The sequence below is a fragment of the Mycobacterium deserti genome (assembly GCF_025345615.1).
Lineage (GTDB): Bacteria > Actinomycetota > Actinomycetes > Mycobacteriales > Mycobacteriaceae > Mycobacterium > Mycobacterium deserti.
In genome coordinates, this window is the sequence record NZ_JAODWD010000002.1 from 976,539 (window position 1) to 1,000,480 (window position 23,942).

The window sequence follows — 23,942 nt, forward strand, 5'->3', positions numbered from 1 at the left end:
AGGGAGACTAGCGGGCTGACATGAATTCATCGGTGCCGGTTGTCACAGGTAGTGGCTAAGCTCGGCGGCGTGACGGTCCTGGCGCACGAAACCGATGACGAGTTCCTGCTGCAGGCAGAACCGCACAGGCGCGAACTGCTTGCCCACTGCTACCGGATGACGGGGTCGCTGCACGACGCCGAAGACCTCGTGCAAGAGACCTACCTGCGGGCGTGGAAGGCCTACGGCGGGTTCAAGGGCCAGTCGTCGCTGCGGACATGGCTGTATCGCATCGCCACCAACACCTGCCTGACGTCGTTGGAGGGCCGCCAGCGCCGGCCCCTGCCGACGGGGCTGGGCGCACCGAGTTCGGATCCGATCGACGACATCGTCGCCCGTGACGAGGTGCCGTGGCTGGAGCCACTTCCCGACGATTCCAACGATCCGTCGACCATCGTCGGATCTCGCGAGTCGGTTCGGTTGGCGTTCGTCGCCGCGCTGCAGCATCTGTCGCCGCGACAGCGTGCGGTACTGGTCATGCGTGAGGTACTGCAGTGGAAGGCCGCCGAGGTCGCCGACGCCATCGGCACGTCGACGGCCGCGGTCAACAGCCTGCTGCAGCGGGCGCGGGCGCAGCTCGACGCGGTGCACCCGAGCGAGGACGACCAGCTGCGGCCGCCGGAGTCGCCCGAGGCGCAGGATCTGCTGACCCGCTACATCGCGGCGTTCGAGACCTACGACATGGACAAGCTGGTCGAGTTGTTCACCGCCGAGGCGGTGTGGGAGATGCCGCCGTTCGACGGCTGGTACCAAGGCCCGGAGAACATCGTGAAGCTGTCGAAGACGCATTGCCCCGCCGAGGCGCCGGGCGACATGCGGCTGCTCCCCACCACGGCCAACGGCCAGCCTGCGGGAGCGATGTACATGCTCAACCGCGAGACCGGTGTGCACGAGCCGTTCCAGATGCATGTGCTGGCCGTAACGCCGAACGGCATCGGCCATGTCGTCGCGTTCCACATGGACTCGTTCGCGAAGTTCGGCCTGCCCGACACCCTCTAACCCCTGCCGAGTGGCCACTTAGCGGCCAGTATCTCGAGAAGTCCTGCTATAACTGGCCACTCGGCACCAGCAGCCCGCAATGCCTGACACGTCCGAGCGACGATCACATGCGGCCGGTACCGCAGCATGTCGGCGCTGACGCGAACGATCGTCCATCCGCGGGCCAACAGATCGGCATGCCGGTCGATGTCTCGCGCGCGGATGTCGGACCTCGTCCAGTGTTGTTCCCCGTCATACTCGACTGCGACCTTGAATTCCTCGTAGCCCATGTCGAGGCGCCACCGTCCGACACAGATCTGCGTTTTCGGGCGCGGCAGGCCTGCATCGACGAGCACCAGCCGCGTACGCGTCTCCTGGGGTGACTCAGATCCACCATCCATCAGGCCCAGCACCTCGCGCAGTTGGACGAGTCCCCGTACTCCTCGATGCCGATCGACGAGCGGCCATACATCACTGGAAGTCAAACTCGTCGCGTTCGCGAGTGCGTCAACGCGGATGACGGCGCGCACCCGTCCGCGTCGGCGGCCGAGGTCGAAGACCGTGCGTGCGGGCGTCGTGACCCCGATGCCTCGTCGCCGCGTCACTTCGTCGTCGCGGAGTTCATCTCGATGGATCACGATGCCGTCGACCCTTTTTCCGTTACGGCGGTACAGCTCGGCTGGCAACCGGGCATCGATTCAATTCGATCCATGCAATGCTGCCGCGGACACGCCCGCAACCGTCGCTTGGCGATTCGACCAGAGCCACGCAGCGACTGCCCGTGTCTGGGCGGTCAGTTCGGCGCCGGCCGGGAAGTAGACGTTGCGATAAACCCGTTGGTTCCTCGCGATGAGGGTGTGCGGGGTCAGCGCTCCGCCGGCGATCGCTTCGGTGCCGAGGAACGGCAGTGGCTGTACTGGCATGCATGCACGATGTCGGCGCAGGACGACAGATCCGCCGCTCGACGGGAGGTTATCCACAGGGTCGAGTGGCCAATTGTCACCGGTTATCGCGCGCAATGTGCCGGATATCTGGCCACTCGACGATGAGGTGTGAGGCTTAAATGGCCAGCTCAAGGGCTAGGTTGGCTGTCGTTCTAGAACGTGTTCTATGATCGCCCCTCATGAAGACCAAGGGCGCTCTGCTGTGGGAGCTCAACTCGCCGTTTCGCATCGACGAGATCGACATCGGCGACCCCGTCGACGATGAGGTGCAAATCCGCGTGCACGCCGCGGGCATGTGCCACTCCGACTACCACCTGACCACCGGCGCCACCCCGATCGGGCTGCCCGCCCTCGGCGGTCACGAGGGCGCAGGCGTCGTCACCAAGGTCGGCCGCAACGTCACCGGCCTCAACGAGGGCGACCACGTCATCCTCGCCTTCATCCCCTCCTGCGGCCAGTGCCCGTCGTGCCTGAAGGGCTACCGCTCGCTGTGCGACCGCGGCGCGGTGCTGCTCGGCGGCAAGGCGATCGCCGACGGCACCTCGCGTGTGCACGCCGGCACCACCGAGGTGTCGCCGATGAACCTCCTGGGCACCTTCGCCCCGTACATGACCGTGCACAAGGACTCCGTCGTCAAGATCGACGACGACATTCCGTTCGAGACCGCGGCGATCATGGGTTGCGCCGTGCCGACTGGTTTCGGCTCCGCCACCAACGTCGCCGAGGTGCAGCCCGGCGAGACGGTCGTGATCGTCGGCGTCGGCGGGATCGGCATGAGCGCGCTGCAGGGCGCGGTGATCTCCGGCGCGAAGAACGTCGTCGCGATCGACCCGAACGAGTGGAAGCGCGACCAGGCCATCAAGTTCGGCGCCACCCACGTCTACCCGTCGATGGCCGAGGCCATCGCCCCCGTCATCGACCTCACCCACGGCGTCATGGCCGACAAGACGATCATCGCCGTCGGGCACATGAAGGGCGAGTACATCGAAGAGGCGATGACCCTGACCACCAAGACCGGTACCTGCGTGGTGACAGGCATGGGCTCGATGATGGACACCGACGTCAAGCTCAACCTGTTTCTGTTCACCATGTTGCAGAAGACACTGAAGGGCAACATCTTTGGCGGTGGCAGCTCACATGTCGAAACGCCGAAGCTCGTCGGCCTTTACAAGTCGGGTCTGCTCAACATCGACGACATGGTGACCAGGACCTATCGGCTCGAGGACATCAACGACGGCTACGTGGACATGCTCGAGGGCAGGAACATTCGCGGGGTCATCACGTTCGACGACTCGGACTGGTAGCCAGCCGCTCCAGAACGGTGTCGACCACCGATCCGAACGCCGCCAACTGCGTCGGTGACAGCCCGTCGAACACCGTGCTGCGGACCAGCTCGACGTGACCGGGCGCGGCCGTGGCGATGGCTTGGCGGCCGCCATCGGTGATCTCGACGATGGCACTGCGGCGGTCATCGTCGCGGCCGTGTCGGTCGATGAGACCGCGGCCGCGCATTCGCCTCAGCTGGTGCGACAACCGGCTCTGCTCCCACGCCAGGGCCTCCCCCAGTTCGCCGATCCGCATCGGACCGCGCTCCGACAGTGCGACGAGCACGTCGTAGTCGGCCAGCGACAGTTCACAGTCCTGTTGGAGTTGGCGGTGCATCGCGCCCTGCAATTGCGACACCATCGCCAAATACCGCCGCCACACCCGCTGCTGTTCGTTGGTCAGCCACACGGAATACATGACACATCATCTATGTTGTCGTGTCCAGTGCCACCCACCTAGGCTGGCGACGAACGAGAGGACCGGCATGACCACCGAGACCGTCGACATCCGACGTGCCGCCGACCGCGCGAAGACGAACATCTCCTGGCTCGACTCCAAGCACTCGTTCTCGTTCGGCAGCCACTACGATCCCGGCAACACCCACCACGGCCTGCTGTTGGTGAACAACGACGACGTCGTCCGACCCGGCGCAGGTTTCGAGACCCATCCGCACCGCGACATGGAGATCGTCACCTGGGTGCTTCGCGGGTCGCTGGTGCACCAGGACTCAACCGGTCACTCCGGAGTGATCTATCCCGGTCTGGCGCAACGGATGTCGGCAGGTCGGGGCATTCTGCACTCCGAGAAGAACGACTCCTGGACGCTGACCGGCGAGCAGTCCCACAGCGAGCCGGTCCATTTCGTGCAGATGTGGGTGGTGCCCGACGAAGCCGGCATCGACCCCGGATATCAACAGTTGGAAATCGACGACGAGTTGCTCCGCGGTGGTCTGGTGACCATTGCCTCCGGCATGCCCGAACACGAAGGGCAGTCCGCGATCGCCATCCGCAACCGTTACGCCGCTCTGCACGGTGCCAGGATGGAGTCCGGTGACAGCATCGAATTGCCCTCCGCGCCATACCTTCACCTGTTCGTCCCTCGTGGCCAGGTCACGCTCGAAGGTGCCGGCGTTCTCCATGAGGGCGACGCGGTGCGGTTCACCGCCTCGGGTGGCCAGCGGGTCACCGCTACCGAGCCTGCCGAGATCCTGATCTGGGAGATGCATGCGGATATCGCTGCGGCATAGCCGAATCGCGCTGGCTATCGGAGGCGTCGCACTGCTCGCGGCCTGCTCGACCTCGACCGAATCGACGCCTTCTTCGGAAACACGTTCCAGCACCCAGCCGGCCTCAGCGGCGCCGACGACCGAACCGACCGCCGGGCTCGCTCCAGTCCCTGTACGCGTGAATCCTCAATTGGCGCAGGCGCCGTTCGACCGGCCGCGTGAGGCGCTGGTGCCGTCGGGCTGGACGCTGTCGGTGTGGGCGCGCGTTCCCAAGACCCGATTGGCGGCGTGGACGCCTGACGGTGCGCTGCTGATCTCCCTGCCGAGCACCGGCGAGATCGTGCGCCTGCAACCGGGCGACGGCGGTCCACGTCAGACGACCCTGCTCGACGGTCTCGACCAACCCCACGGCCTGACATTCGTCGGCAACACCCTCTATGTGGCCGAAAGCGACCAGGTCGACGCGTACGACTACGCCGAAGGTAGGGCCGAGAACCGGAGCACTGTCGCGCCCGGCTTGCCCGACGCGAAGAGCCCGGACTTGCGCGGCGCCTACTCACACGCTTTGAAGAGCGTGGCAGTCGGTCCGGACGGCGCCGTGTACTTCTCCATCGGATCGACGGGCAACGTCTCGGCCGAGGACCGCGACGCCACTCCGCCTCGCGCGACGATCATGCGGGTGCCGCCTGGCGGCGGGCCGGCTGCACCGTTCGCGACGGGAGTGCGCAACGGCACGGGCCTGGCGATCGCTCCGGACGGCTCGGTGTGGACGGCGGTCAACAACCGCGACAATGTGGCCGATCCGACGACGGGTGAGGTCGATCCCGAGTATGTCGACGAGCACCCGCCGGAGTCGATCGCCCGATTGACGCCCGGACGCGAATTGGGTTGGCCGTATTGCAATCCCGACGGCGGACCTGCGGATCTGCCAATGATCCGCGACGTGCAGACCAACCCCGACGGCAACCTCCTCGATTGCGCGTCGCTGCCGCCGATCGAGCAGAGCATGGCCGCACACTCCGCCCCGCTCGGGATGAGCTTCACCGACGGCGTGCTCCCCGCGCCATATGCCACCGGGGCGCTCGTCGGGGTTCACGGGTCATGGAACCGAGAACCCCCGCAGGCACCGGAGGTGTCGTTCTTCGGTTGGACTAAGGGTGGTTTGGGCGTTCAGCAGACCCTCGTCGGCGGGTTCCAGGCCGACGACGGGACGCGGTGGGGCCGCCCGGTCGCCGCAGTTGCGGGACCGGACGGCGCCGTATACATCACCGACGACTACGCGGACGCCGTCTATCGACTGGCGCCGCCAGGCCGTTAGCGGCCTGGTCCGGCCGCGCCGCGCGTCGCACCGCGGCGGCCGGTGATGCCGACGTAGATCGCGATCAGCAGGATCGCGACGATGACGCCGACGAGGAACGGAATGATCTCGAACCCGCCGTTGGAGTTCGAGTACCCGAGTTGGTACGTCAGCCAAGATCCGATCAAGGATCCGAGCGCGCCGAGGATGATCGTCATGATCACGCCGATGTTCTGCTTGCCCGGCATGATGAGGCGCGCGAGTGCGCCGACGATCAGGCCGACGACCAGCGCGGTAAGAATGGTTCCGATCATTTCTGCTCCCTTTGAGTTGGCCTAACGCCCGCGGGTTACCCGCTTCGAGCCTCAAATTCACACGCAGCGAGGCCGATATCGAACCGTCGCCAGATCGTTACCAAAGTTGACAGTGTTGCTGCTGTGGCTAATGTTGTCTTATCCCAGCAATTTTCAGAGGGGCACCCGTGTCGAAGTCAGCCGCAAACTTCCGGCGGTTCGCGGCTTCCGCCGCGGCGCTGCTGCTGTGCGGCGTCCTGTCGACCACCGCCGGGGTCCCGACCGCTCACGGCGCCAGCGCCCGCGAACTCCTCGCCACCGCCATCGCCACCACCCGCGGGTCTTATCTGGTTTACAACTTCGGCAGTGGCCACCCCGCACCACTGCTCAATGCGGCCGGCAACTGGTACGAGCTGAACAGCGGCGGGCACCTGATGATCATCAAGGCCGCGTCGACGCGGCTTGCGCCTCGGTTGCTCGTCGACTCCCACAACGGTTTTCAGGCCCGCTGCGAGCGAGACCCGCGGGCACGCACCGGCGAGGGGCTGTGGCAGGCGTCGGAGATCTTCACTCCGCTGCAGGCCTGGCAGGCGCTCGGCCAGCCGACCATCGCCATCAACGCCAACTTCTTCGATGTCCGTGGCCAACGCGGCGGCTCGTGGAAGTCCACCGGATGCAGTTCGCCGCTGGGCGCTTACGTCGACAACACCCGCGGCGCCGGCCGGACGAACACCGCCGTCACGGGAAAACTCGCTTATGCGGGCAAGCAGGGGCTGTCGGGGGGCAACGAACACTGGAAGGCGCTCTCGACGATGATCCTGCCGGTAGGCGGAGCACCGTTCGTGGTGGCGCCGAAGAACCCGGATGACTACGACGCAGCCTCTCCGGTGATCGAGCGTCTCGTCGGCGAGGGCAGCCGATTCGTCGCGGTGGCCGGCATCGGGTTGTTAGCCCCGGGTGATACCGGGCAACTCAATGACGGCGGTCCGAGTGCCGCCCGCACGGCGATCGCCTACGCCAAGAGCAAGGACGAGATGTACGTGTTCCAGGGCGGCAGTTACACCCCGGATCAGATGCAGGATCTTTTCCGGGGACTCGGCAGCGACGCCGCGGTGCTTCTCGACGGCGGCGGATCGTCGTCGATAGTCCTGCGCCGCGACACCGGCGGGATGTGGGCCGGCGCCGGTGTGCCGCGCGGGTCTTGTGATACCCGTCAGGTCCTGTGCGACTCGCGGGAGCGTGCCCTGCCGAGCTGGCTCGCGTTCAACTAGGCAGCCTTGGCCGACGAGCCATCGTTGTTGTTCGAGTCGCCACCGGCGTTGTCGTTGTCATTGCCGTTGGCGCCCTTGGTGTTCGGCGCCTCGTTGTCCGGCTTGGCGTGCCGCGGCGAATTGGTCGACTGCGGAGGCGGCGCGTCATCGCCCGGCTTGGCGTGCCGGGGCCCGGTCGGATCGTCCTTCTTCTCGTCGAGCTTGTTCTCGTCCTGCTCTTCGTCGTCGCCTTGCTCTTCTTCGTCGCCTTGCTCTTCGTCGCCGCCCTGGTCCTCGTTGACGACCTCTTCCTCGTCGCCCTGCTCCTCGTCGTCCTCTTCGTCGTCGAGAACTACTTCCTCGGCAGGCTCTTCGTTGACCGTCTCTTCGGGCGCCGGCTCTTCTTCGGGCAGTCCTTCCGGCAATTCTTCCCCGGTCGGCTGCTCTTCGTTCAGCTCGCCGCCAGCCCCGAGATCGGCTGTCGCGTCCGGCGTTTCGGCGCTCTTGTCGTCGTCGGTCGACAGCATGAACGAACGCGCGTTTGCGTCGGGCACATCGGTCGCCGCCATCAGCGCGTTCTGTTGCTGCGGCTGGGTGAGTGCCGGCAGGTTCAGGTTGTCGATGATGCCCTGCAGCAGACCGCCGAGGTTCCCCAGCGGGCCGAGCAGACCTCCGCCGGTGAGCACGCCGAGCAGGTTGGTGATGACGTTCGGTCCCACTGCTGTCGGGTTGCCGCTGAAGAACTCCTTTTGGAATCCCTTGACCAACAGATTGATGACGTCGGGGATGACCTGGACGGGGTTGATGCCCGACGGGAACGAGAAGAACGGCGTCGGGTCTGCGGCCTCGTCAAGCGTTCTGGTGTAGGTACCGTCGGGGTTACGCACGACGTCGGTGTAGCCGAGGTTCGTGAGCGCTTCGACCGCCGGTGCGAGGGCATTGGCGAGCATCCCGAACGGGTTGACCGAACCCATCCCGAGAGTCGCGATGCTCGTCAGATCCGACAGCAGATACAGAGGTTCGAGAAGCGGCTGCGTCGCGGTCGGCAGGGTGAGATACAGGTTCAGTCCGAGCTTGCCACCGACGAGGTTCTCGAGCGCATCCAACACTTGCTGCTGCAGTTGGTCGGGGACCGTGTCGAGCGTGACCCCGCGCAGGATGTAGGTCGGAAGGAGCGCGGCCATCAGGTTGCTCGCGAGTGTGACGGGGTTGGGCCACGCCGCGAGGTCCGACGACGGATGGTACTGAACACCGATGTCGGCGAGGATCGGAATCAGATTTGCGCCGCCAAGCGACAGACCGAGCGGCAATTGACCCAGCCCGCCGCGACTCTCGACGAACGTCTCGGGATTGACCGTGTCGATGCCGAGCAGCCTGAACAGCGGATAGAAGCGCGCGAATGCGCCGCCGTTCGGCCGAGCGGGGTTGAACAGCAACAACATCGGCAGGATCGTGATGCTGCCGAGCAGCGGGTCGCCGGTGTAGGTCCCGCCGCCGGGCTGGTTCTCCAGATCGGCGAGCACCTTCTTGTACGACATTGCGGCGGCGAACGCCCCCAGTCCAACGCCGACAGTGACGGGCACCCGCAGATTGACGACGTCGGGCAGACCCTCGTCGAGATTCTGCAACACCCCTTGCAGCAGCCCCACCAGCGGATCGACGGGCCCGACGTCGCCGACCAGGTCTTCGAGCAGATTGTTGAGCAGCGCGCCGACGTCCACGCGGAGGTATTCGGTCTCGTTGATCTCGTTGGCGACCGCGTTGGGCAGCGAGGGCACCCAGCCCAAGTCGACTCCCAGCAGCTTGAGCAGAGTGAACGCGGGACCCGCAGTGATGACGTTCAGCCCGTCGACATTGAGGTTCGCCAGGTTCAGCGGATCGCTGAGGTCGAGACCGACGAGTCCCAGCAGTTTGAGCAGGCTGGTCTCGCCTTCGGCATTGGTGATGCCGAGCAACTGCAGAACGGACAGGAGGACACCCCCTGAGAGGGGGTCGAACTCGCCGAGCAACGGCGAGAGGTCGATCGGGAGCTCGCCGAGAACGCCGTTCAAGAGGTCGGCGAGCAGGGCGTCCGGACTGCCCACCAGACCTTCGATGAGGCTCTCGAGATCCAGACCCGTCGCCTGGGCGAGCGCGCTCAGGTTGAGGTTCTCGACGACACCGCGGATGAGGAGCTCGGCGACGAATTGCGAGAAGTCGTAACCGAGCGTGCCCAGGCCGGCGGTCAGGTCGGGGATGTCCTCAGGGTCCGGCCAGTTGTTCACCGCAGCCGCCAGGTCGACATTCGCATTCATCACCCGGTGAGTCAGTTCGGTGTCCAACTCACGGTTCGGTTCGGGCGGGATGCCGACGGTCAACGCGGTTGCGGTCGCGGTTGCTGCGCCCAGTGCCGTGAACTTCGCGACGCGCTGCTTACGGTTACGATGCTTGCCGGACATTTTGCCTGGTCCCTTCAGTCGCCCCCGCTGACTCGATTGACGGGACCGTAACATTTTTCGAAGCCTGGTTGGCGAGGAATCACTGGCAAATTTCCATTTTCGTCGAATCGGCTACGCGCAGCGTCGGAAGCCGGTCGTCAGCAACATACCTAGGCGGATGTAATTTTTTTGCTGGAACTTCCCTCTGCTACGAGTTTCGGCGCGGTCGGCAAGCCCGTGACGTGCTCTCTGAGGCACTCCTGTCAGAGGGGTCCGCGACCTTCTGATACTTAGCTGTGCAACCCGTAGTTAGCTGAGAGCGCCGCGAGCGGCGGCCGTAGCCTGCTCAGCGTACCCGCCACCGAACAGCACGACATGCGCCAATAGTGGATAGAGCTGGTGCAGCCCGACACGTTGTCGCCACCCTGTCCGAAGCCGCCGACGCGACTGGTATCCGTCGGTCACCGCGTCCAGGAACGGGCAGCCGAACAGCGCCAGCATCGCGAGGTCCGTTTCGCGGTGCCCGCCGTGCGCGGCCGGGTCGATCACCACGACGCCGTCCGGTGTCCACATCACGTTGCCGCTCCACAAGTCGCCGTGCAGCCGGGCCGGCGAATCTCCGTCGTCGAAGTCGCCGGCCTTGCACCGGGCTATGACCGCCTCGACCACAGCACGGCCCGCGCTGCCCAATCGCCCGGCCGCCAGCGCCGTCATCGGCTCCAACCGCTCGCGGGCGTAGAACTCGCCCCAGGTCTCATGACCGGTCAACGGCATCGGCAGCGGGTTGTGCAGCGGCCCGAAGAATCCTGGCCCCGCCCACCCCGCCGGTGGCGCGCCGAACGCCTCGGCCCCCGCGTCGTGGGTGCTCGCCAGGCGCCGGCCGAACTCGTATGCCGCCTCCCTGCTCGGTGTCCCGGTGGTCAGGCGCTGCAGCGTCAGGCTGTCGTCGTCGTGATCGATCACCGTCGCGCACGGCACTCCGCCATGCGCCGACGAAAGCCATTGCAGCCCTGCGGCTTCGCAGGCGAAGAAGCCCTTGGGCGCGTCGGGGTTCCGCTTGACGTAGGTCGGCATCCTAGGGCTGACCGGTTACCCGCCGCAGCACTCGTCCGGACTCACCGTCTCCATCGCCCCGCCGACCGCGGATCCAACGCGACAACCGCCTCCGCTTCCTGCTCGCCGCGGACCCCGGCGAACACATCCCAGCCTCGCGACGCGAGGTGTTCGACGGCATAACGCGAGCGTAGCGGGGTGGCGGAGGCAAATATTACGTTCCCGGCCGAACCCGCTCAAACCCGTAACGTGCGGTCGACGGACGCCGACATAGGTCGTAATAGCGGCCGAGTTCGTGTGGCGATCTGAGGCGGCGGATGTCGAGAGGAGGCATTCCAGCAGATTCGCTGCGGCCCGCTATTCGTGACCGTTGTGCCCGCACGTGACTGCGGCCTGCCCTCGAAAGGTATGCGAGCCGGTGGTTCTCCCATGACAGTCGGCCACCACGGCCGGATGCGCATCGCTGTGCGAGCCCATGGCGCCGTCGCTGTGTTGAGCGTCGAGGGCCTGCTCGACTCCGACACGTATCGTCCGTTGCGCGATTCCATTGTCAAGTCTGCCCTGGACGAACCCGCCGCGGTGATCGTGGACGTCAGCGCCCTACGCATCCCGGAGCTTTCCGCATGCACGGTTTTCACCAGTGCGTGGTGGCAGGTCAGCCAATGGCCAGACGTCCCCATCCTGCTGGTCTGTTCGAACATAGTTCGTCGGGAAAGGTTGTGGCAGGCTGGGATCGGGCACCGTACCCCCATTCATCCCGACGTCGACACCGCGGCCGACGCGGTCGGCACTCAGGCGAGAACCCGCGTCCGCCGTCGCGCCAATGTCGAACTGCTGCGGCACCCGGCGAGCTTGGACGAGGCCAAGGACTTCGTGACCGAGTGCCTTCGGGAGTGGTCACACCCCGAGTTGATCACCGCGGCCAAACTGGTTGCGGTCGAACTCGTGCGCAATGCGCTCACACACACCGACAGCACACCGTCGCTGCGGGTGGAGAGCAGCGGATGCCTGGTGACCATCGCGGTCGACGATGAATGCACGCGCCCGGCGCTACTTCGGGAGGCAGCGCTCGCACGGCGCGTGTCCGGTCTCGAAATCGTCGCCGGTTTGAGCCGCGCGTGGGGCAGCGCGCCGTCTACGACCGGCAAGACGGTGTGGGCGACGATCGAGCCGGAGACGGACCTGCAGTACTGATCGCTACGCCGCTTCGGCGGGGCGGTTCCCGAACCAGAAGATCGCTCCAGCGACACCCACGACGACCGCCGCCAGCGCGATCACCGGCGCGACGAAGAACCGCGTCATCGCGGCACCGACGCCCGCACCGCCGCACAGCAACAGCACGACGCTGTAGCGCAATCGTCCGCGTTCACCGGTCCCCCCCGCCAGCCTGCTGTCGAACCCGATGCTCGAGATCGTGGTCGTCAGGACCGTGGTCGACAGCTCCTGGATGCCGAACTGCCGTGCCGTGGCATTCTGCACGCCGAACGTGACGGCAAGACCCGCGATCAAGAACAGCTTCGTGTTGTTCACGTAGTCGAACACGCCGGTCGCTGCCAAGATCGACAAGGCCAGCAGCAGCACGACTTCGGCGCCCAGTGTGATTCCGAGCCACCGGCGAACGTCGGAGTCGAGATGACGCGCCAGGCGCCCTCCGAACACCGCGCCGATCACGAAGCACACGAATGCGACGAGCGCCGCGGTCACGTCGACCGTCGAATGCGGAGCCAGCCAGAAGCCAAGGAAGACAATGTTTCCCGTCATGTTCGCGACGAATACATGCCCGAGTTCGAGCACACTGACCGCGTCGACGAGTCCTGTGGCGAATGTCAGCAGCAACAGCGCGGTGACCGTCGACCGTTCGGAGACCGGCGAATCGACGGCCATCTCGCCTACCTACAGCTGCGGCGTCAAGTCGAACGACGTCACCGTCGACATCCGCGTGATCAACCACTTCGCGTCGTGGCGTTGCATCGTCAATCGGTACGACAGGTAACGCAGCGAAGGGATGTTCTTGGTCACGGGGCTGGTGGCCACCGAGTTCGTGTAGACGAGCGCGGTGGCCTCGGTCGGGGTGAGCGTTTCCACAGCGGCACCCATCACCTGGGTCGTGTTGGTGACCTGCGCCTGCTTGTTCGGTGCGACGATCGCGTCGATGTACTTGCGGTACTCGTGCGCGAAGTCGCCGCCCAGAAAGCCCTCCGACCGGTTGGGCAGAGACTCCATGTTGTCGGGCGTGTAGGTCCACAGCGTCGAAATGGCACTGGCCGCGGTGCGCGCGACGTCGAGCTTGGTGTCGACCTCGGCGCGGTCAGCCAAGTACGGCTGCAACGTCGCGCCGGCGAAACCCGCTGCGGCAACGAAGAGCACGCCGGCAGCGGTAGCCGCGACGGTCAGCCGCTTACCTGCAGGGCGGTAGGGCACCAGGATCGGCTCGATCGCCGGCTCGTCCTTCGCTTCCTCCGGGGCGTCTGCGGTCTCGGCGATCTGCTGGTCGTCGTCGACGCCGGGCTGGTTCTCGGCTGTGTCCGAGGCGGTTTCTCCGTTCGCTTCGGGCGGTTCCACAGCAGCTTCCTGCACTTTGGCCGTGCGGGCCGACTTCCCCATCGGGACACGCGGCGCAGATGCGGTGTCCGGCTCGGCCTCTTCGGCCGGTTCTATCACCGGCGCAGCGGTTTTCGAGCGGCGACGCAGTGAGAACCGCCTCTTGCGGCGGGTGCCCTCGGCTTCGCTCACCTCGTCGGCCGTCTCGGCGGTGCCGGTGGTCAGATCACCTGAATCAGCTGGCTGATCTTCCACTGCTCTCCTTCCTTGATAGCCGTTACCACCCAACGGTTCCCACTCTCGATCGTGGTTTTCCCGTCCGGCGATTTCGACGAGATCTTCGTCGCCACCAGAACATCAGCGCTGCCGTTGTCGTTCCAGCGTTGCAGGCCGGCCTCGACCACCTGGCCCGTGGTGGGCTCGGCGCGCGCGACCTGGATCAGGATTTCGGGCTCCTTCTCCTGGAACATCGTGGCGAACTCCCCGGTGCCCTGGCCTTTGATGCGATCGGCATATGCGTTGGCGTTGAACGGATCCAGTGTCGTGTATGCGGTCATGAACTCCCGCACGTACCCGAGCGCCGCCGCCTCTTTCACCGCGGCACGCCGGTCCGTTTCGTGGCGGATCAACATCAACGTGCTCGCGGTGATCGCGGCGACGATCAACAGTGAGACGACGATCGCCACAACCGGCAGGCCCCACCGACGCGGCGGTGGGGGTTCGAGCGAGAAGAAGTCCTTCTCGCCGCTGTCGACCTTGCGCCGCGGACTCATTGCCCCGCCTGGTTCATCTGGGGCTTCTTGAGCACCGTGAGGTTGCCGACGCGCCACTGGTCGTCGACCTTCTCGAAGTCGACGCGCACGGTCGCGGTGATGAACTTCAGATCCTGGGCGGCGCCGCGCTGGCCCTGCATCGCGAGCAGCATCGCCGCGGAGTCGGGCGTCACCGAAGGGTTGGGCAGCAGCGCGCTGCTCACCGCCCAGAAATCGTTCGAGGTCCCCCCGGACTGCTGCACCGCCTGCTGCTGTGCGATCAGCTGTGGCCGGTAGCTGTCGGTGGTCAGCGACTGGGCGCGCGAGAAGTCCTGCTGCAGCGTGTCTTTGTTGTAGCTGAGCATCTCCTCGACGATGCGCGGGCCCTGCTCGATGATCTGTCGTCGCGCCTCATCAACGGCCTGTTCGTGCCGGTACTGCACCAGGTAGCTCAGTCCGACCGCCGCTGCGCAGGCGAGCGCGGCGCCGATCAGAACCCAGGCAGTCAGCCGGCGCACATCGCGCTTCGGCCGCTCGACCGCACGTACCTCGGTGCGCAGCAACAGATCCGCGAACGTTCGACGGCGTCGATCCCACAGCGGCCACAGCCACCCGACGAACAGGGCGGCGGTGTCCAGTAGGTGCGCGACGTCGCGGACCAGTAGCCGCCACACGCCCGCGGCTGCGCCGTCGCGCGTCGTCACCGCGATACCCAGCAGCGCTCGGCCGAGGCTGAATCCCCGCGTGCTTGGTAGCAGCCACCGGTTCACCGCCATCGCCACGAAGGCCAGGGCCGCAGCGCCGACGTAGAGCCACCACAGCCACCCGCGCAGCGGTGCGGTCCACGCCACCAGCGCCAGCGTCGCGATCACTGCGACACCCAGCAGGACGTCGACGGCGAAGGCGCCCGCCCTGGCCGGCCACGAGGCCAGCGCGGGCAACGGCGTCGCGTCCTCGGTCGGCGCGTCCACGGTGGTGTCGACGACAGCGGTCACGAGGTGACCTGGTCGATGTCGGCGACTTTGTAGGCGCCCTCGAACGGCGTCATTTTCAACCGCAACCGGTAACCCTGCTCCTGGTCGGCCGTCTCCGCGTTCGTGATCTTCACCCGCACCGCGACCAGAACGTCGACGGTCCCGTCGTCGTTGTGCTTCTCCACCGCGCCACGCATGTCCGAGACCGCCACCTTGACGTCGGCGGCCTGGTAGGCGTCGACGAACACACCGCTGTAGAGCGTCGCCTGCGCTGTCATGTCGCCGGTGAAGCACTCGATGATCTTCGACTGCGCAGCGGTCATGGCCGCCGTGTCCGGTGCGTGCGTCGCGGCTACGCATGCCTTGGCCGCCTCGAGCGCCGCGTTGTCGGCGGCGGCCACGGCCTGGCTGTCCTGGTGCGCCTTGAGCGCGAGGTAGCCGCCCACAGCGCCACCGATGGCCAGCAGGACCAACACGGCGCAGATGCCCGCCATCCATCCGATGCCCAACCGCGACACGCGGCGGAGGTCAGGCTCTGCGGCTTGTTCGGATTCGTCGATCGATGGGGTCTGGTCTTGCGGGGGTACTGCTAACGACTCGTCGGGCGAAGCATCAGCATCGGTGGGGTTCAGCTGGCGGGTGCCAGCATCTCCTTCCATCCGTCGTCTCCTGTATTCGAATTGCTGACGTTGTACCTGACGCCGTCAGGTCCGACGACCTGACCACTGCTCGGGCTGTACACCGCCGTGGCACCTGGTGGCCCTGGTGCCGGAGTGTAGATGCACGGGTTGGGCTGCTGTCCACTGCAGGTCACCGAACCCTGGCCGGGCGGGCTCAACGGGTCGCTGACCGGGGCCGTTGCTTGCGGCGGCGGCAACTGGTCCGCCGGCAGCGGATTCATCCCGTTGTTGACCGACGGCGCCTGGATGACACCGCGGCCGGGGTTGACGCCCTGGTCGCACCGCGCACCGGGAGCGGGGCACGACAGGACCTGATTCGGGTCGCCATACCACGGGTTCGTTCCCAGCGGCACGTAGGGCTCGGGGCTGCGGCACTCCATCGGGGTGGCTGCCCGCTTACCGGGAACGTCGACGCACGGATAGTTACGCGCACCGCGGACGACGTTGGCCTGGTAGTCCTTCGGGATCTTGCAGTAGGTGCCGCGCGGCAGCGGCGCCATGCTCACATCGGCGGGTGAACGCCACTCGGACGCGGGCAGGAAGCCGGTCAGGCAGGGCGGCGGCTGGTTGATCGACAACGCCAGCGGCAGCTGGCCGAGGTCTTCGAACAGCGTGCCCGCCTGCGCCACCGCTGCACCCTGGGGCAAGATCACCAGGGTCTGCTCGAGGCCCTTGTGGTAGCGATTGAGCATGTCGGTGACGATCGCGAGGTTCGCCAGCGTCTGCGGCAACGAGTCGCGCACTCCCGTGAACACCGCGTTGACCTGATCGGCCGTCGGCGCGGCCTGCTCGAGGCCGCTACGAAGCGCCGCGTCCTGCTCGGCCGACTGTGCGGCGATCACATTGAGATTGCGTGACCACTCGGCGATGTTGTCGCCCGACTGCACCTGACTGTCGAGGATCGGCGCCGCGTTGTTGATGATGTCGTTGACCTGCGGCAGGTTCTCCTGGAGCCCCTGCGCGATGTTGGTCGTCGAGTCGACCAGCCGCTGCAGCGACGGACCCAAACCGCCGACGGCCAGCGAGGTCTCGGTCAGCAGCCTGTCGATCTTCTCTTTAGGCAGCACAGCGAGGCCCTTGTTGGCCGCGTCCAGCGCGGGGCCGACCTCACTGGGCACGGTGCTGTCGGTGATCGTGTGGCCCTCGGACAGGTACTGGCCCGGGTTGCCGGTCGAGACCAGGTCCAGATACTGCTCACCGATGGCCGACACCGAATGGACGTTGGCCGACGCGTCGGCCGGGATCTTGTACCGGTTGTCGATGCTCATCACCGCCATCGCGCCGTTCTCGGTGGGCTCGACCGACGTGACCTTGCCGATCTGAGTGCCGCGGTACGTCACGTTGGCGGTGGCGTAGAGCCCACCGGATCGTGGCAGCTCGGCTTTCAGCTCGTACTGGCCGATGCCCATCAGGCTGGGCACCCGCAGGTAGTACCAGCCCAGCACCACCAGGGCGATGATCGTCAGGATGGTGAACAGCACCAACTGAAACTTGATGAACCTGGTCAGCACTGCTCACTCACCCCTTTCCACACGCGGTCCGCCCGGCGCATTGTGCGGGTTCGGTGTGAACCGCACATCCGGGATCATCGTCGCTGGATCACGTCCCCAGGCCTGCTCGAGTGCGCGCAGCATGCCCGAGACACCGGTGCCCGTCAGGATGCCGTTGTCGACGGCCGACAACGTGAGGTCCACCATCAGCGACACGTTGAGGAAGTCGCCGCGGACCACCTTCGGCACGTTCTCGATCGAGAACGGCGCGGTGAGCATCAGTTTGAGCGCACCGATCAGGTACGGCGACGCCCGGCCGAGTTGCTTCAGCGGACGCTGCAGGTTGCGCAGGTTGGTGTTGATGTCGTCACTGGCGGGCGCCAGCGCATTGTCGGCCGCGACGCTGATGCGCCCCAGCGCCTCGACCGCGTCGGCGAACAGATCGCGTGTTTCGGCGAAATGCTTGATCAGCGGCGGGAATTCGGTCAGCACCCGGTCCAGGGTGTTGTTGCGCTGAGCGACGATCGCCAGCAGCCGATCAGTGGAGTCGATCGCCCGCGTGATGTCTTCGCGCTGCTGGTTCAGTTCGTCGGTGAACGTGTCCAACCGGTTCAGGAACTCGCGGATCTGGTCGCCGCGGCCGTTGAGCACGTTGAAGATCTCGGTCTGGATGACCTCGAGGTTCTGCACTCCGCCGCCGCGCAGGATGGTGGCGATGCTGGCCAGCACCCGCTCGGTGGTGGGAAACGACGACGCGTTCTGCAGCGGGATGGTGTCGCCGTTGCGCAACGGCTGCGACGACGGGTCCGGCGGCGTCTCGAGTTCCACGTGCTGCGAACCCAGGAGGCTGGTCTGCCCGATACGGGCCAGCGCGTTCTCGGGCAGCTTCACGTCGGAGTTCAGATCCAGCGTCAGTGTCGCGACCCAGTTCTTCAGCTCGATGGACCGCACCCGGCCGACATACACGTCGGACACCCGGACCCGGCTGTTGACGTTGAGCGCCAACGTGTCCGGAATCTGCACGTAGATCGTCATCCGGTCCGAACCGGTGCCCGGTCCGCCGGGCAGCGGCACGTTCGCGATGCCCTTCCACGAGCCGCACGAGCTCAGCACGAGCGCGATCGCCGACAACGCGACCGTGCGTCGCGCGATCCGGCCCCACTTGCGCGCGATCATCTTTGCCCTCTGTTCTTCGCGCATGCGCTCATCACCGACCTGCTTCTGCTGGTAGCGGCGGTCCTGCGGGTGCCGCCGGTGCCGCGGGTGCGGGGCCGGGTCCCGGTCCGGGTGCCGACAACGGCGAGCCACCCGGGTCACCCGGGATGACGCCCGGCGACGGCGGCGGCGGGGGTCCCGGCTGCGGGTACCACGGCGGTGGCAGCGGGTTGTTCTGGTCGAACGCGTTGGGCGGTCCGGGCAGGTTGCCGTCGCGGGTCGTCCCGAAGGCAGGCGGCGCGCCGGGAACCACACAGTCGGGTCCGCCCAGCAGTTCTGCGAGGCACTCCGGGGTCATCATGTTCTTGGTGAACGGCTGCACGTCCACACCCTGCATGCCCGGCGCGGCGACCCAGCCCTGTTCGTGGTTGCCGTGCGAGAACAACGTGTCGCGCGACCAGATACCCGGCACCGTGGTGTCCTTGTAACCCGGCCGGGGCTGCAGGCGCGGTTCCGAGTATGCGATGTGCTTCGGCAACGTCAACGCCGAGGTGAACTGGTTGACGCCGAACGGCGGGAAGTTGAACTTGATGGCATCGAGGATCGGCGCCAGGTACTGCGCGCACATCTCCGCCGACTCCTGGTAACCCAGCCTGCTGCCGGCCTGGATCGAGCTGCAGACGAACTGCAACGGGTTGGCGAAGTTGTTGATCACCGGGATGCCCATGACGCCACCGGTCACCGGGGACACGATGTTCATCAGGTTCGAGCCGAGGTTCGGGAACACGTGCAGCGCCGTCTCCAGGCCGTTGCGCGGCTCGGGCTGCAGGATCGCGTTGGTCACCTCGGCCAGGTTGTTGATGTCGGTCGTCAGCACCTCGGCGTTCTCGTCGAGGAAGCTGCGCGTGGTCTGCAGCAGCTGGTTGAGGTCCTGCAGCGCGTTGGCGACCTCGCGGTCGGTGTTGGTGAACGCGCCGGTGAACTCCGCGAGGTCGTCGTTGAGCGCGACGAACTGCTGATCGCTGCGGTGCAGGGCGTTGACGAACAGCGCCAGACTCTTGACGACACCGAAGAAGTCGTCGCGGCCCTCGTTGAGGGCGAACAACGCCTCCGACAGATTGTTCAGCGTCTTGTTGAGCTGCTCACCCTTGCCGGCGAATCCGTCGGCGGCCGATTCGATGATGTCGCCGAACGGACCCTTGGGCTGCTCGGGCGTGGGGCCCAGATCGGTCAGGAGCCGGTCGATGGAGTCACGCAGTTCGTCGTACTCGACCGGCACTTGGGTGTTGTCGATCGGAATGACGGCGCCGTCCTCCAGCACCGGCCCGCCGCTGTAGGGCGGGGACAGCTGGATGTTGCGCGACGCGACCAGGCTCGGGTTCAGGATCGACGCGGTGGCGTTGGCGGGCACCTGGTACTTGTTCTCGTAGGTGAAGGTGACCTTCATCTTGTCGCCCGCTGGTTCGATCTCCTCGATCTTGCCCACCTGCACGCCCATGATCGTCACCTTGTCGCCGGAATACAGCGCCAGCGTGTCGGTGAAGTAGGCGACGACGGTGTTGGTGGTCATCTTCTTGTAGAGGCCGTACCCGACGAACGCGGCCACCAGAACAAGCACCACGATCACCGCGCCGATGATCAACGTGGCGCGAGATATGCCCGGCGCCTTGAGGTTTCGGATGTTGAAGATTGTCGACATGTGCTATCCCCTACCCCTGCTGCGATCCTGGTGGCAGGAACGGCGGATTGCCTGGTAACGGCGGCGTTCCGGCGGGCGGCAACTGCGGGCCTGGTCCCGGCACCGCCGGCGCAGGCAACGCGGGCGGTATCGGAGCGAAGCCCTGCGTGAAGTCCGGCGGCTGGGGCGGCATCGGGCCGACAGGCACGGTGCGGGCTCCCGGCGGCGCGGGCGGCAGCTGGCCGTGCGCACCCGGCACATTGGGCGGCAACTGGCCGGGGATGGCCGCGGCGGGCACACCCGGCGACGGCTGCGGGCCGTGCACGTTGGGGTCGGAGGTGGCCACGTTCGGCGGTCCGTAATTCGGTCCGTACGGGTTGTCGCCGAAGGGGCCGACCGACAGGTTGGCGCACGGCAGCGGGTTGCCGGGCCGCGGCAGGCCGTCAGCCGGCGGCGTGTAGGAGCACGGCGAGCCCTTCAGCACGCCCGGGCCCGGGTTCTCCGGTGTGCCCTCGAGCACAGCGGGTCCTGGTGGCGGAGCGCCGTTTTCGAAGCCCTGCGCATTCGGGTCGGGGAACCTGAACGCCGGCAGACCCGCGTTGCGCCAGAACTCCTCGGGGTTGATGCCACGCTTCTTGAAGGCCGCGTCGACGAACGGCTGCAGGATCTGGCCCGGCAGCAGGTTGACGAGCATGACCTTGAAGTACGGACCGGACGCGACGGCCTCACCGAGGGACGCCACGAAGCTGGCAACCGTGGTGAGCGTGTCCATCAGGTCGTATTTGCGCTCGCGCAGGATGTCGCTGACGGTGCGCAGTTGCTCGAGCACCCGGTTGAGGTTCGGGTTGTCGTCGATGAAGCCCTTCACCTGCTCGGAGAAGGCCGACACGTTCTCCAGCAGCACGCTGACCGCATAGTTGCGTTCGTTGATCGCGCCGAGCAGCGACTGAGCGTTGACCAGGAGCTGGTTGATCTGCGAGCTGCGGCTGCCGAGGATGCCGGCGATGCGGTTGGCGTTGTCGAGCAGCTTCTTGATGTCGTCGTCGCGCTTGCCGATGGTGTCGGAGAACCGGGCCACCCCGTCGAGGGCCGCGCTCAGATGCGGGTACGTCTGATCGATGGTCTCGGACAACACATTCAGCGATTGCTTGACGGTGTCGGTGTCCCACTCCGAGGCTGCCTTAGTGACGTCGAAGAACGCGTCGTAAATCTGGTAGGGCGTCGTGGTCTGCCCCAGCGGCAGGGTGCCGTTGGCGCGCAACGGCTCCGAACCGCGCGGCTCGATCTCGATGTTGCGGCGACCCAGGATGGTGTCGGTTCGGATGGCCGCGCGGCTCTGGGTCCCGATCTGGGTGCCGTTGAGCGAGTAGCCGATCTTGACCTTGTCTCCCTCGATTTCCATGCTGCTGACCAGACCCACGTCGACACCGGCGATGCGGACCTTGTCGCCCGGATTGAGCCCACCTGTGTCGGAGAACTGGGCGTAGTAGGTCGGCTTGGCGAACAGCATCGGCACGCTGGCGATGCTCTGGCCCACGCCGACGACGAGCAGCAGGACAAGAATGCCCATCAACCCGTTGCGGACCCGGTTCGAACCTTCGAGCGTTCTCATTGCGGCGTGCACCTACCCGACGGCTGACCGAACAACTTGACCGTGCGCACCGGACCACCCGGCTGCAAACCGTTGAGGCGCAAGGAGATATCGCAGGCGTAGAAGTTGAAGAAGTCGCCGTAGATACCGCCAGCGCGGCCGATGATCTTGAACGCTGTCGGCAGCCTGGTCAGCAGGTCGTTGAGCTCGTCCTGCTGGTCGATCAGCGGCTGCTGAATGGTTTCGAGGTGGCCGATGGTGCTCTGCAGCAACGGCCGGTTGTCGGCAAGCAGATCAGACAGCGTGCCCGCCGCGTCACTGATCCCCGCGACCGACGTCGCGATCGGGTCGGCCCGGTTCTTCAGGCCCGTGATCAGCGTCTCGAAGTCCTGCACCGTCTCGTCGAACTGCTGCTGATGCTTGACGGTCGTGTCGAGCACCGTGTTGAGGTTGCGGATCACCTCTCCGATCGCCTGGTCGCGATCGGCCAGGGCCGAGGTGAGCGACGCGGTCTGGTCGAGGATGTCGTTGATGGTGCCGCCCTGTCCTTGGAAGATCGTGACGATCGACTGGGCGATGCTGTTGACCTTGTCCGGATCCAGCGCACGGAACACCGGCCGGAAGCCGCCGATCAGGGCGTCGAGGTCCAGCGCCGGCTCGGTCCGCTCGATCGGGATGGTCCCGCCGCCGGGCATCCGCTTGTCGCTGTCGCCACGCTTGAGTTCCATGTACCGGTCGCCGATGAGGTTCAGGTAGCGGATCGATGCGGTGGTGCCTTCGAAGAGCGGCAGGGAACGGTCGACATCGAAATCGACCTTCGCCTGGGTTCCGCCGTTGACGATCTGAACCTTGGAGACCTTGCCGACCTCGACGCCTGACGCACGGACGAACTGTCCGGAACGCAGCCCACTGGCATCGGTGAAGATCGCCGTATAGGTGGTGGTGCGGTCGAAGCGCATCTGACCGAACACCACGATGATGATCGCGGTGAACAGCAGCAGCACCAGCGAGAAGGCGCCGAGTTTGATGGCGGTACCGGTGATTTTCATGGGTTGATCGTGTTCTCCCCGACCTGACGTCCCCAGACGTACTCGATAAGGATCGGCTGCCCCAGTTCGAAGTGGTTGTACGGAGCGATCGACGCCCCGTTGTCCATCACGAGATACGGCGCCGGCCACAGGTCACGCGTGATCGGTTGCCAACAACCCGGCCTGCCCTCGGGTCCGCCGCGTGCGTTCACGCGCGGCAAGTTGTCCGGGTAGACGTACGGGTTGGCCGCACCCATCAGCTCCGACAGCGTCCGCAGCGAGTAGCCGTTGCCGCCGAGCGACGCCGCCACCTTGGGCTCGACATCGTGGAAGTTGCGGATGGTGCAGAACAACGCCGGGCTGTACTCGTCGAGGATCTCCGAGGGGCGGATGAGGTCCTTGGCGCCGCGTATCAAATACGGTCCGCTGCGTTCGAAGATGTCGGCGCCGGTGTTGCCGAAGCCGATCGAGGCCATCAGTGCCTGGTCGATGTTCTCCTGCTGGTCGTTGAGCGTGGCCGCGGTGGTGACGGCGTTCTCCAGACCGTCGAACAGGTCAGGCGCCGCATTGGCGTAGGTGTCGCCGAGATCGGCCAGCAGTTGGTTGTCGCGGCGGATCTGCGGCATCTGCGGGTTCAGGTCGGCCAGGATCTCGTTGCCGTTGATGATCGACTGTCCGAACCGGTCACCGAGGCCGTCGAGGGCTTCGGCGGCGGCGGTCAGCGTCTGGTTCAACTTGATCGGGTCGACCTGCTGCGTCACCTCCACGATGGTCTCGAACAGCGTGTTGAACTCCGTCGTCACCGTCGTCACATCGATCACGTCGGCTGACGAGATTCGGTCCTTGGCAGGGTTCTTCGGCGAGGTGAAGTTGACGTACTTGTTGCCGAACACGGTGGTCGCGTCGATGCTGGCGTCGACGTTCTTGGGGATCAGGTTCAGGTACTTCGGGTCGACGTCGAGCGTGATCTTGGCCCGCGGCTCTCCGCCGACATCGATGGCGTCGACGCTCGCCACCCGGCCGATCTCGACGCCGTTGTAGGTGACCTTGTTCCCGGGGTCCATCGACAGGCCCGCGCGGGCGGCCATCATGGTCAGCTGTTCGCGCTTGAGGAAGTCGCCGCGGAACTGCATGAACACCAGCACCAGTGCGGCGATGGTCAGCAGTGCCAGCACGATGCCGGCGATCTTGTACGGCGGGGTACGGGGCTTATTCACAGGTGCGGTCATGG

21 protein-coding genes and 1 pseudogene are annotated in these 23,942 nt (G+C 66.0%); 6 read left to right on the top strand and 16 right to left on the bottom strand.

The annotated features are described in order from the left end of the window. Positions 1-39: 39 nt before the first annotated feature. A complete protein-coding gene (locus N4S67_RS10900) occupies positions 40-1,038 on the top strand; it encodes a sigma-70 family RNA polymerase sigma factor (RefSeq protein ID WP_260992954.1) in 999 nt (332 codons plus the stop codon). On the opposite strand, the pseudogene N4S67_RS10905 reads toward N4S67_RS10900, so the two are convergent. Further along, positions 1,035-1,940, bottom strand: a pseudogene (locus N4S67_RS10905) (DUF559 domain-containing protein). The gene N4S67_RS10900 and the pseudogene N4S67_RS10905 overlap by 4 nt on opposite strands. Positions 1,941-2,140: 200 nt before the next feature. Here N4S67_RS10905 and N4S67_RS10910 point away from each other — a divergent pair. Further along, a complete protein-coding gene (locus N4S67_RS10910; protein ID WP_260992955.1) occupies positions 2,141-3,265 on the top strand; it encodes an NDMA-dependent alcohol dehydrogenase in 1,125 nt (374 codons plus the stop codon). Here N4S67_RS10910 and N4S67_RS10915 read toward each other — a convergent pair. Then, complete coding sequence (locus N4S67_RS10915; RefSeq protein ID WP_260992956.1) at positions 3,240-3,704, bottom strand: MarR family winged helix-turn-helix transcriptional regulator; 465 nt, start codon at positions 3,702-3,704, stop codon at positions 3,240-3,242. The genes N4S67_RS10910 and N4S67_RS10915 overlap by 26 nt on opposite strands. Positions 3,705-3,771: 67 nt before the next feature. Between N4S67_RS10915 and N4S67_RS10920 the strand changes: the two genes are divergently transcribed. Then, positions 3,772-4,533, top strand: coding sequence for a pirin family protein (locus tag N4S67_RS10920; RefSeq protein WP_260992957.1), 762 nt, complete (start codon positions 3,772-3,774; stop codon positions 4,531-4,533). Next, positions 4,511-5,830: a PQQ-dependent sugar dehydrogenase gene (locus N4S67_RS10925; RefSeq protein WP_260992958.1), complete on the top strand. Its 1,320-nt coding sequence runs from the start codon at positions 4,511-4,513 to the stop codon at positions 5,828-5,830. Before N4S67_RS10920 ends, N4S67_RS10925 begins: the two co-directional genes overlap by 23 nt. Here N4S67_RS10925 and N4S67_RS10930 read toward each other — a convergent pair. Beyond that, positions 5,827-6,123, bottom strand: coding sequence for a GlsB/YeaQ/YmgE family stress response membrane protein (locus N4S67_RS10930; protein ID WP_260992959.1), 297 nt, complete (start codon positions 6,121-6,123; stop codon positions 5,827-5,829). The two genes, N4S67_RS10925 and N4S67_RS10930, sit on opposite strands and share 4 nt — an antisense overlap. A 140-nt stretch (positions 6,124-6,263) precedes the next feature. On the opposite strand from N4S67_RS10930, the gene N4S67_RS10935 reads away from it, so the two are divergent. Beyond that, positions 6,264-7,373, top strand: coding sequence for a phosphodiester glycosidase family protein (locus N4S67_RS10935; RefSeq protein ID WP_260993080.1), 1,110 nt, complete (start codon positions 6,264-6,266; stop codon positions 7,371-7,373). Here the strand turns inward: N4S67_RS10935 and N4S67_RS10940 are convergent. Together N4S67_RS10940 and N4S67_RS10945 are read right to left on the bottom strand one after the other, a co-directional pair. Further along, positions 7,370-9,790: an ATPase gene (locus N4S67_RS10940; protein WP_260992960.1), complete on the bottom strand. Its 2,421-nt coding sequence runs from the start codon at positions 9,788-9,790 to the stop codon at positions 7,370-7,372. The two genes, N4S67_RS10935 and N4S67_RS10940, sit on opposite strands and share 4 nt — an antisense overlap. A 288-nt stretch (positions 9,791-10,078) precedes the next feature. Continuing rightward, positions 10,079-10,843 (bottom strand): fructosamine kinase family protein, encoded by a 765-nt coding sequence (locus N4S67_RS10945; protein WP_260992961.1) that lies wholly within the window; start codon positions 10,841-10,843, stop codon positions 10,079-10,081. A 408-nt stretch (positions 10,844-11,251) separates the two neighbouring features. Between N4S67_RS10945 and N4S67_RS10950 the strand changes: the two genes are divergently transcribed. Beyond that, positions 11,252-12,016, top strand: coding sequence for a sulfate transporter (locus N4S67_RS10950; protein ID WP_260992962.1), 765 nt, complete (start codon positions 11,252-11,254; stop codon positions 12,014-12,016). A 3-nt stretch (positions 12,017-12,019) separates the two neighbouring features. Here N4S67_RS10950 and N4S67_RS10955 read toward each other — a convergent pair whose 3' ends face one another. Genes N4S67_RS10955 through N4S67_RS11005 form a run of 11 tightly spaced genes read right to left on the bottom strand, consistent with a single transcriptional unit; the run spans position 12,020 to position 23,940 of the window. Further along, positions 12,020-12,706 carry a YoaK family protein gene (locus N4S67_RS10955; RefSeq protein WP_260992963.1) on the bottom strand — a complete coding sequence of 229 codons (687 nt, stop codon included), beginning with the start codon at positions 12,704-12,706 and terminating at the stop codon, positions 12,020-12,022. 9 nt (positions 12,707-12,715) lie between these two features. Further along, positions 12,716-13,618 (bottom strand): mammalian cell entry protein, encoded by a 903-nt coding sequence (locus N4S67_RS10960; protein ID WP_260992964.1) that lies wholly within the window; start codon positions 13,616-13,618, stop codon positions 12,716-12,718. Next, a complete protein-coding gene (locus N4S67_RS10965) occupies positions 13,585-14,136 on the bottom strand; it encodes a mammalian cell entry protein (RefSeq protein WP_260992965.1) in 552 nt (183 codons plus the stop codon). The genes N4S67_RS10960 and N4S67_RS10965 overlap by 34 nt, the downstream gene beginning before the upstream one ends. Continuing rightward, a complete protein-coding gene (locus N4S67_RS10970) occupies positions 14,133-15,110 on the bottom strand; it encodes an RDD family protein (RefSeq protein WP_260992966.1) in 978 nt (325 codons plus the stop codon). The genes N4S67_RS10965 and N4S67_RS10970 overlap by 4 nt, the downstream gene beginning before the upstream one ends. Continuing rightward, positions 15,107-15,748, bottom strand: a complete 642-nt coding sequence (locus N4S67_RS10975) for a hypothetical protein (RefSeq protein WP_260992967.1) — start codon at positions 15,746-15,748, stop codon at positions 15,107-15,109. The genes N4S67_RS10970 and N4S67_RS10975 overlap by 4 nt, the downstream gene beginning before the upstream one ends. Beyond that, entirely contained in the window at positions 15,718-17,280 is a 1,563-nt protein-coding gene (locus tag N4S67_RS10980; RefSeq protein ID WP_260992968.1) for an MCE family protein, read from the bottom strand. The genes N4S67_RS10975 and N4S67_RS10980 overlap by 31 nt, the downstream gene beginning before the upstream one ends. A gap of 3 nt (positions 17,281-17,283) precedes the next feature. Continuing rightward, positions 17,284-18,435 (bottom strand): virulence factor Mce family protein, encoded by a 1,152-nt coding sequence (locus N4S67_RS10985; protein ID WP_390893333.1) that lies wholly within the window; start codon positions 18,433-18,435, stop codon positions 17,284-17,286. 31 nt (positions 18,436-18,466) lie between these two features. Continuing rightward, entirely contained in the window at positions 18,467-20,113 is a 1,647-nt protein-coding gene (locus tag N4S67_RS10990) for a virulence factor Mce family protein (RefSeq protein WP_260992970.1), read from the bottom strand. A 10-nt stretch (positions 20,114-20,123) separates the two neighbouring features. Next, positions 20,124-21,704 (bottom strand): virulence factor Mce family protein, encoded by a 1,581-nt coding sequence (locus tag N4S67_RS10995; RefSeq protein ID WP_260992971.1) that lies wholly within the window; start codon positions 21,702-21,704, stop codon positions 20,124-20,126. Then, a complete protein-coding gene (locus N4S67_RS11000) occupies positions 21,701-22,732 on the bottom strand; it encodes a virulence factor Mce family protein (protein WP_260992972.1) in 1,032 nt (343 codons plus the stop codon). The genes N4S67_RS10995 and N4S67_RS11000 overlap by 4 nt, the downstream gene beginning before the upstream one ends. Next, positions 22,729-23,940 (bottom strand): MCE family protein, encoded by a 1,212-nt coding sequence (locus N4S67_RS11005; protein ID WP_260992973.1) that lies wholly within the window; start codon positions 23,938-23,940, stop codon positions 22,729-22,731. The genes N4S67_RS11000 and N4S67_RS11005 overlap by 4 nt, the downstream gene beginning before the upstream one ends. Positions 23,941-23,942 lie beyond the last annotated feature (2 nt).

What these genes read in the sequence shown, in the direction of transcription:
- N4S67_RS10940 (WP_260992960.1), bottom strand. Translation starts at nt 9,790, where the DNA reads ATGTCCGGCAAGCATCGTAACCGTAAGCAGCGCGTCGCGAAGTTCACG.
- N4S67_RS10985 (WP_390893333.1), bottom strand. Translation starts at nt 18,435, where the DNA reads ATGATCGCGCGCAAGTGGGGCCGGATCGCGCGACGCACGGTCGCGTTG.
- N4S67_RS10990 (WP_260992970.1), bottom strand. Translation starts at nt 20,113, where the DNA reads ATGTCGACAATCTTCAACATCCGAAACCTCAAGGCGCCGGGCATATCT.
- N4S67_RS10950 (WP_260992962.1), top strand. Translation starts at nt 11,252, where the DNA reads ATGACAGTCGGCCACCACGGCCGGATGCGCATCGCTGTGCGAGCCCAT.
- N4S67_RS10945 (WP_260992961.1), bottom strand. Translation starts at nt 10,843, where the DNA reads ATGCCGACCTACGTCAAGCGGAACCCCGACGCGCCCAAGGGCTTCTTC.
- N4S67_RS11005 (WP_260992973.1), bottom strand. Translation starts at nt 23,940, where the DNA reads ATGACCGCACCTGTGAATAAGCCCCGTACCCCGCCGTACAAGATCGCC.
- N4S67_RS10910 (WP_260992955.1), top strand. Translation starts at nt 2,141, where the DNA reads ATGAAGACCAAGGGCGCTCTGCTGTGGGAGCTCAACTCGCCGTTTCGC.
- N4S67_RS10915 (WP_260992956.1), bottom strand. Translation starts at nt 3,704, where the DNA reads ATGTATTCCGTGTGGCTGACCAACGAACAGCAGCGGGTGTGGCGGCGG.
- N4S67_RS10925 (WP_260992958.1), top strand. Translation starts at nt 4,511, where the DNA reads ATGCGGATATCGCTGCGGCATAGCCGAATCGCGCTGGCTATCGGAGGC.
- N4S67_RS10995 (WP_260992971.1), bottom strand. Translation starts at nt 21,704, where the DNA reads ATGAGAACGCTCGAAGGTTCGAACCGGGTCCGCAACGGGTTGATGGGC.
- N4S67_RS10955 (WP_260992963.1), bottom strand. Translation starts at nt 12,706, where the DNA reads ATGGCCGTCGATTCGCCGGTCTCCGAACGGTCGACGGTCACCGCGCTG.
- N4S67_RS11000 (WP_260992972.1), bottom strand. Translation starts at nt 22,732, where the DNA reads ATGAAAATCACCGGTACCGCCATCAAACTCGGCGCCTTCTCGCTGGTG.
- N4S67_RS10965 (WP_260992965.1), bottom strand. Translation starts at nt 14,136, where the DNA reads ATGAGTCCGCGGCGCAAGGTCGACAGCGGCGAGAAGGACTTCTTCTCG.
- N4S67_RS10920 (WP_260992957.1), top strand. Translation starts at nt 3,772, where the DNA reads ATGACCACCGAGACCGTCGACATCCGACGTGCCGCCGACCGCGCGAAG.
- N4S67_RS10930 (WP_260992959.1), bottom strand. Translation starts at nt 6,123, where the DNA reads ATGATCGGAACCATTCTTACCGCGCTGGTCGTCGGCCTGATCGTCGGC.
- N4S67_RS10975 (WP_260992967.1), bottom strand. Translation starts at nt 15,748, where the DNA reads ATGGAAGGAGATGCTGGCACCCGCCAGCTGAACCCCACCGATGCTGAT.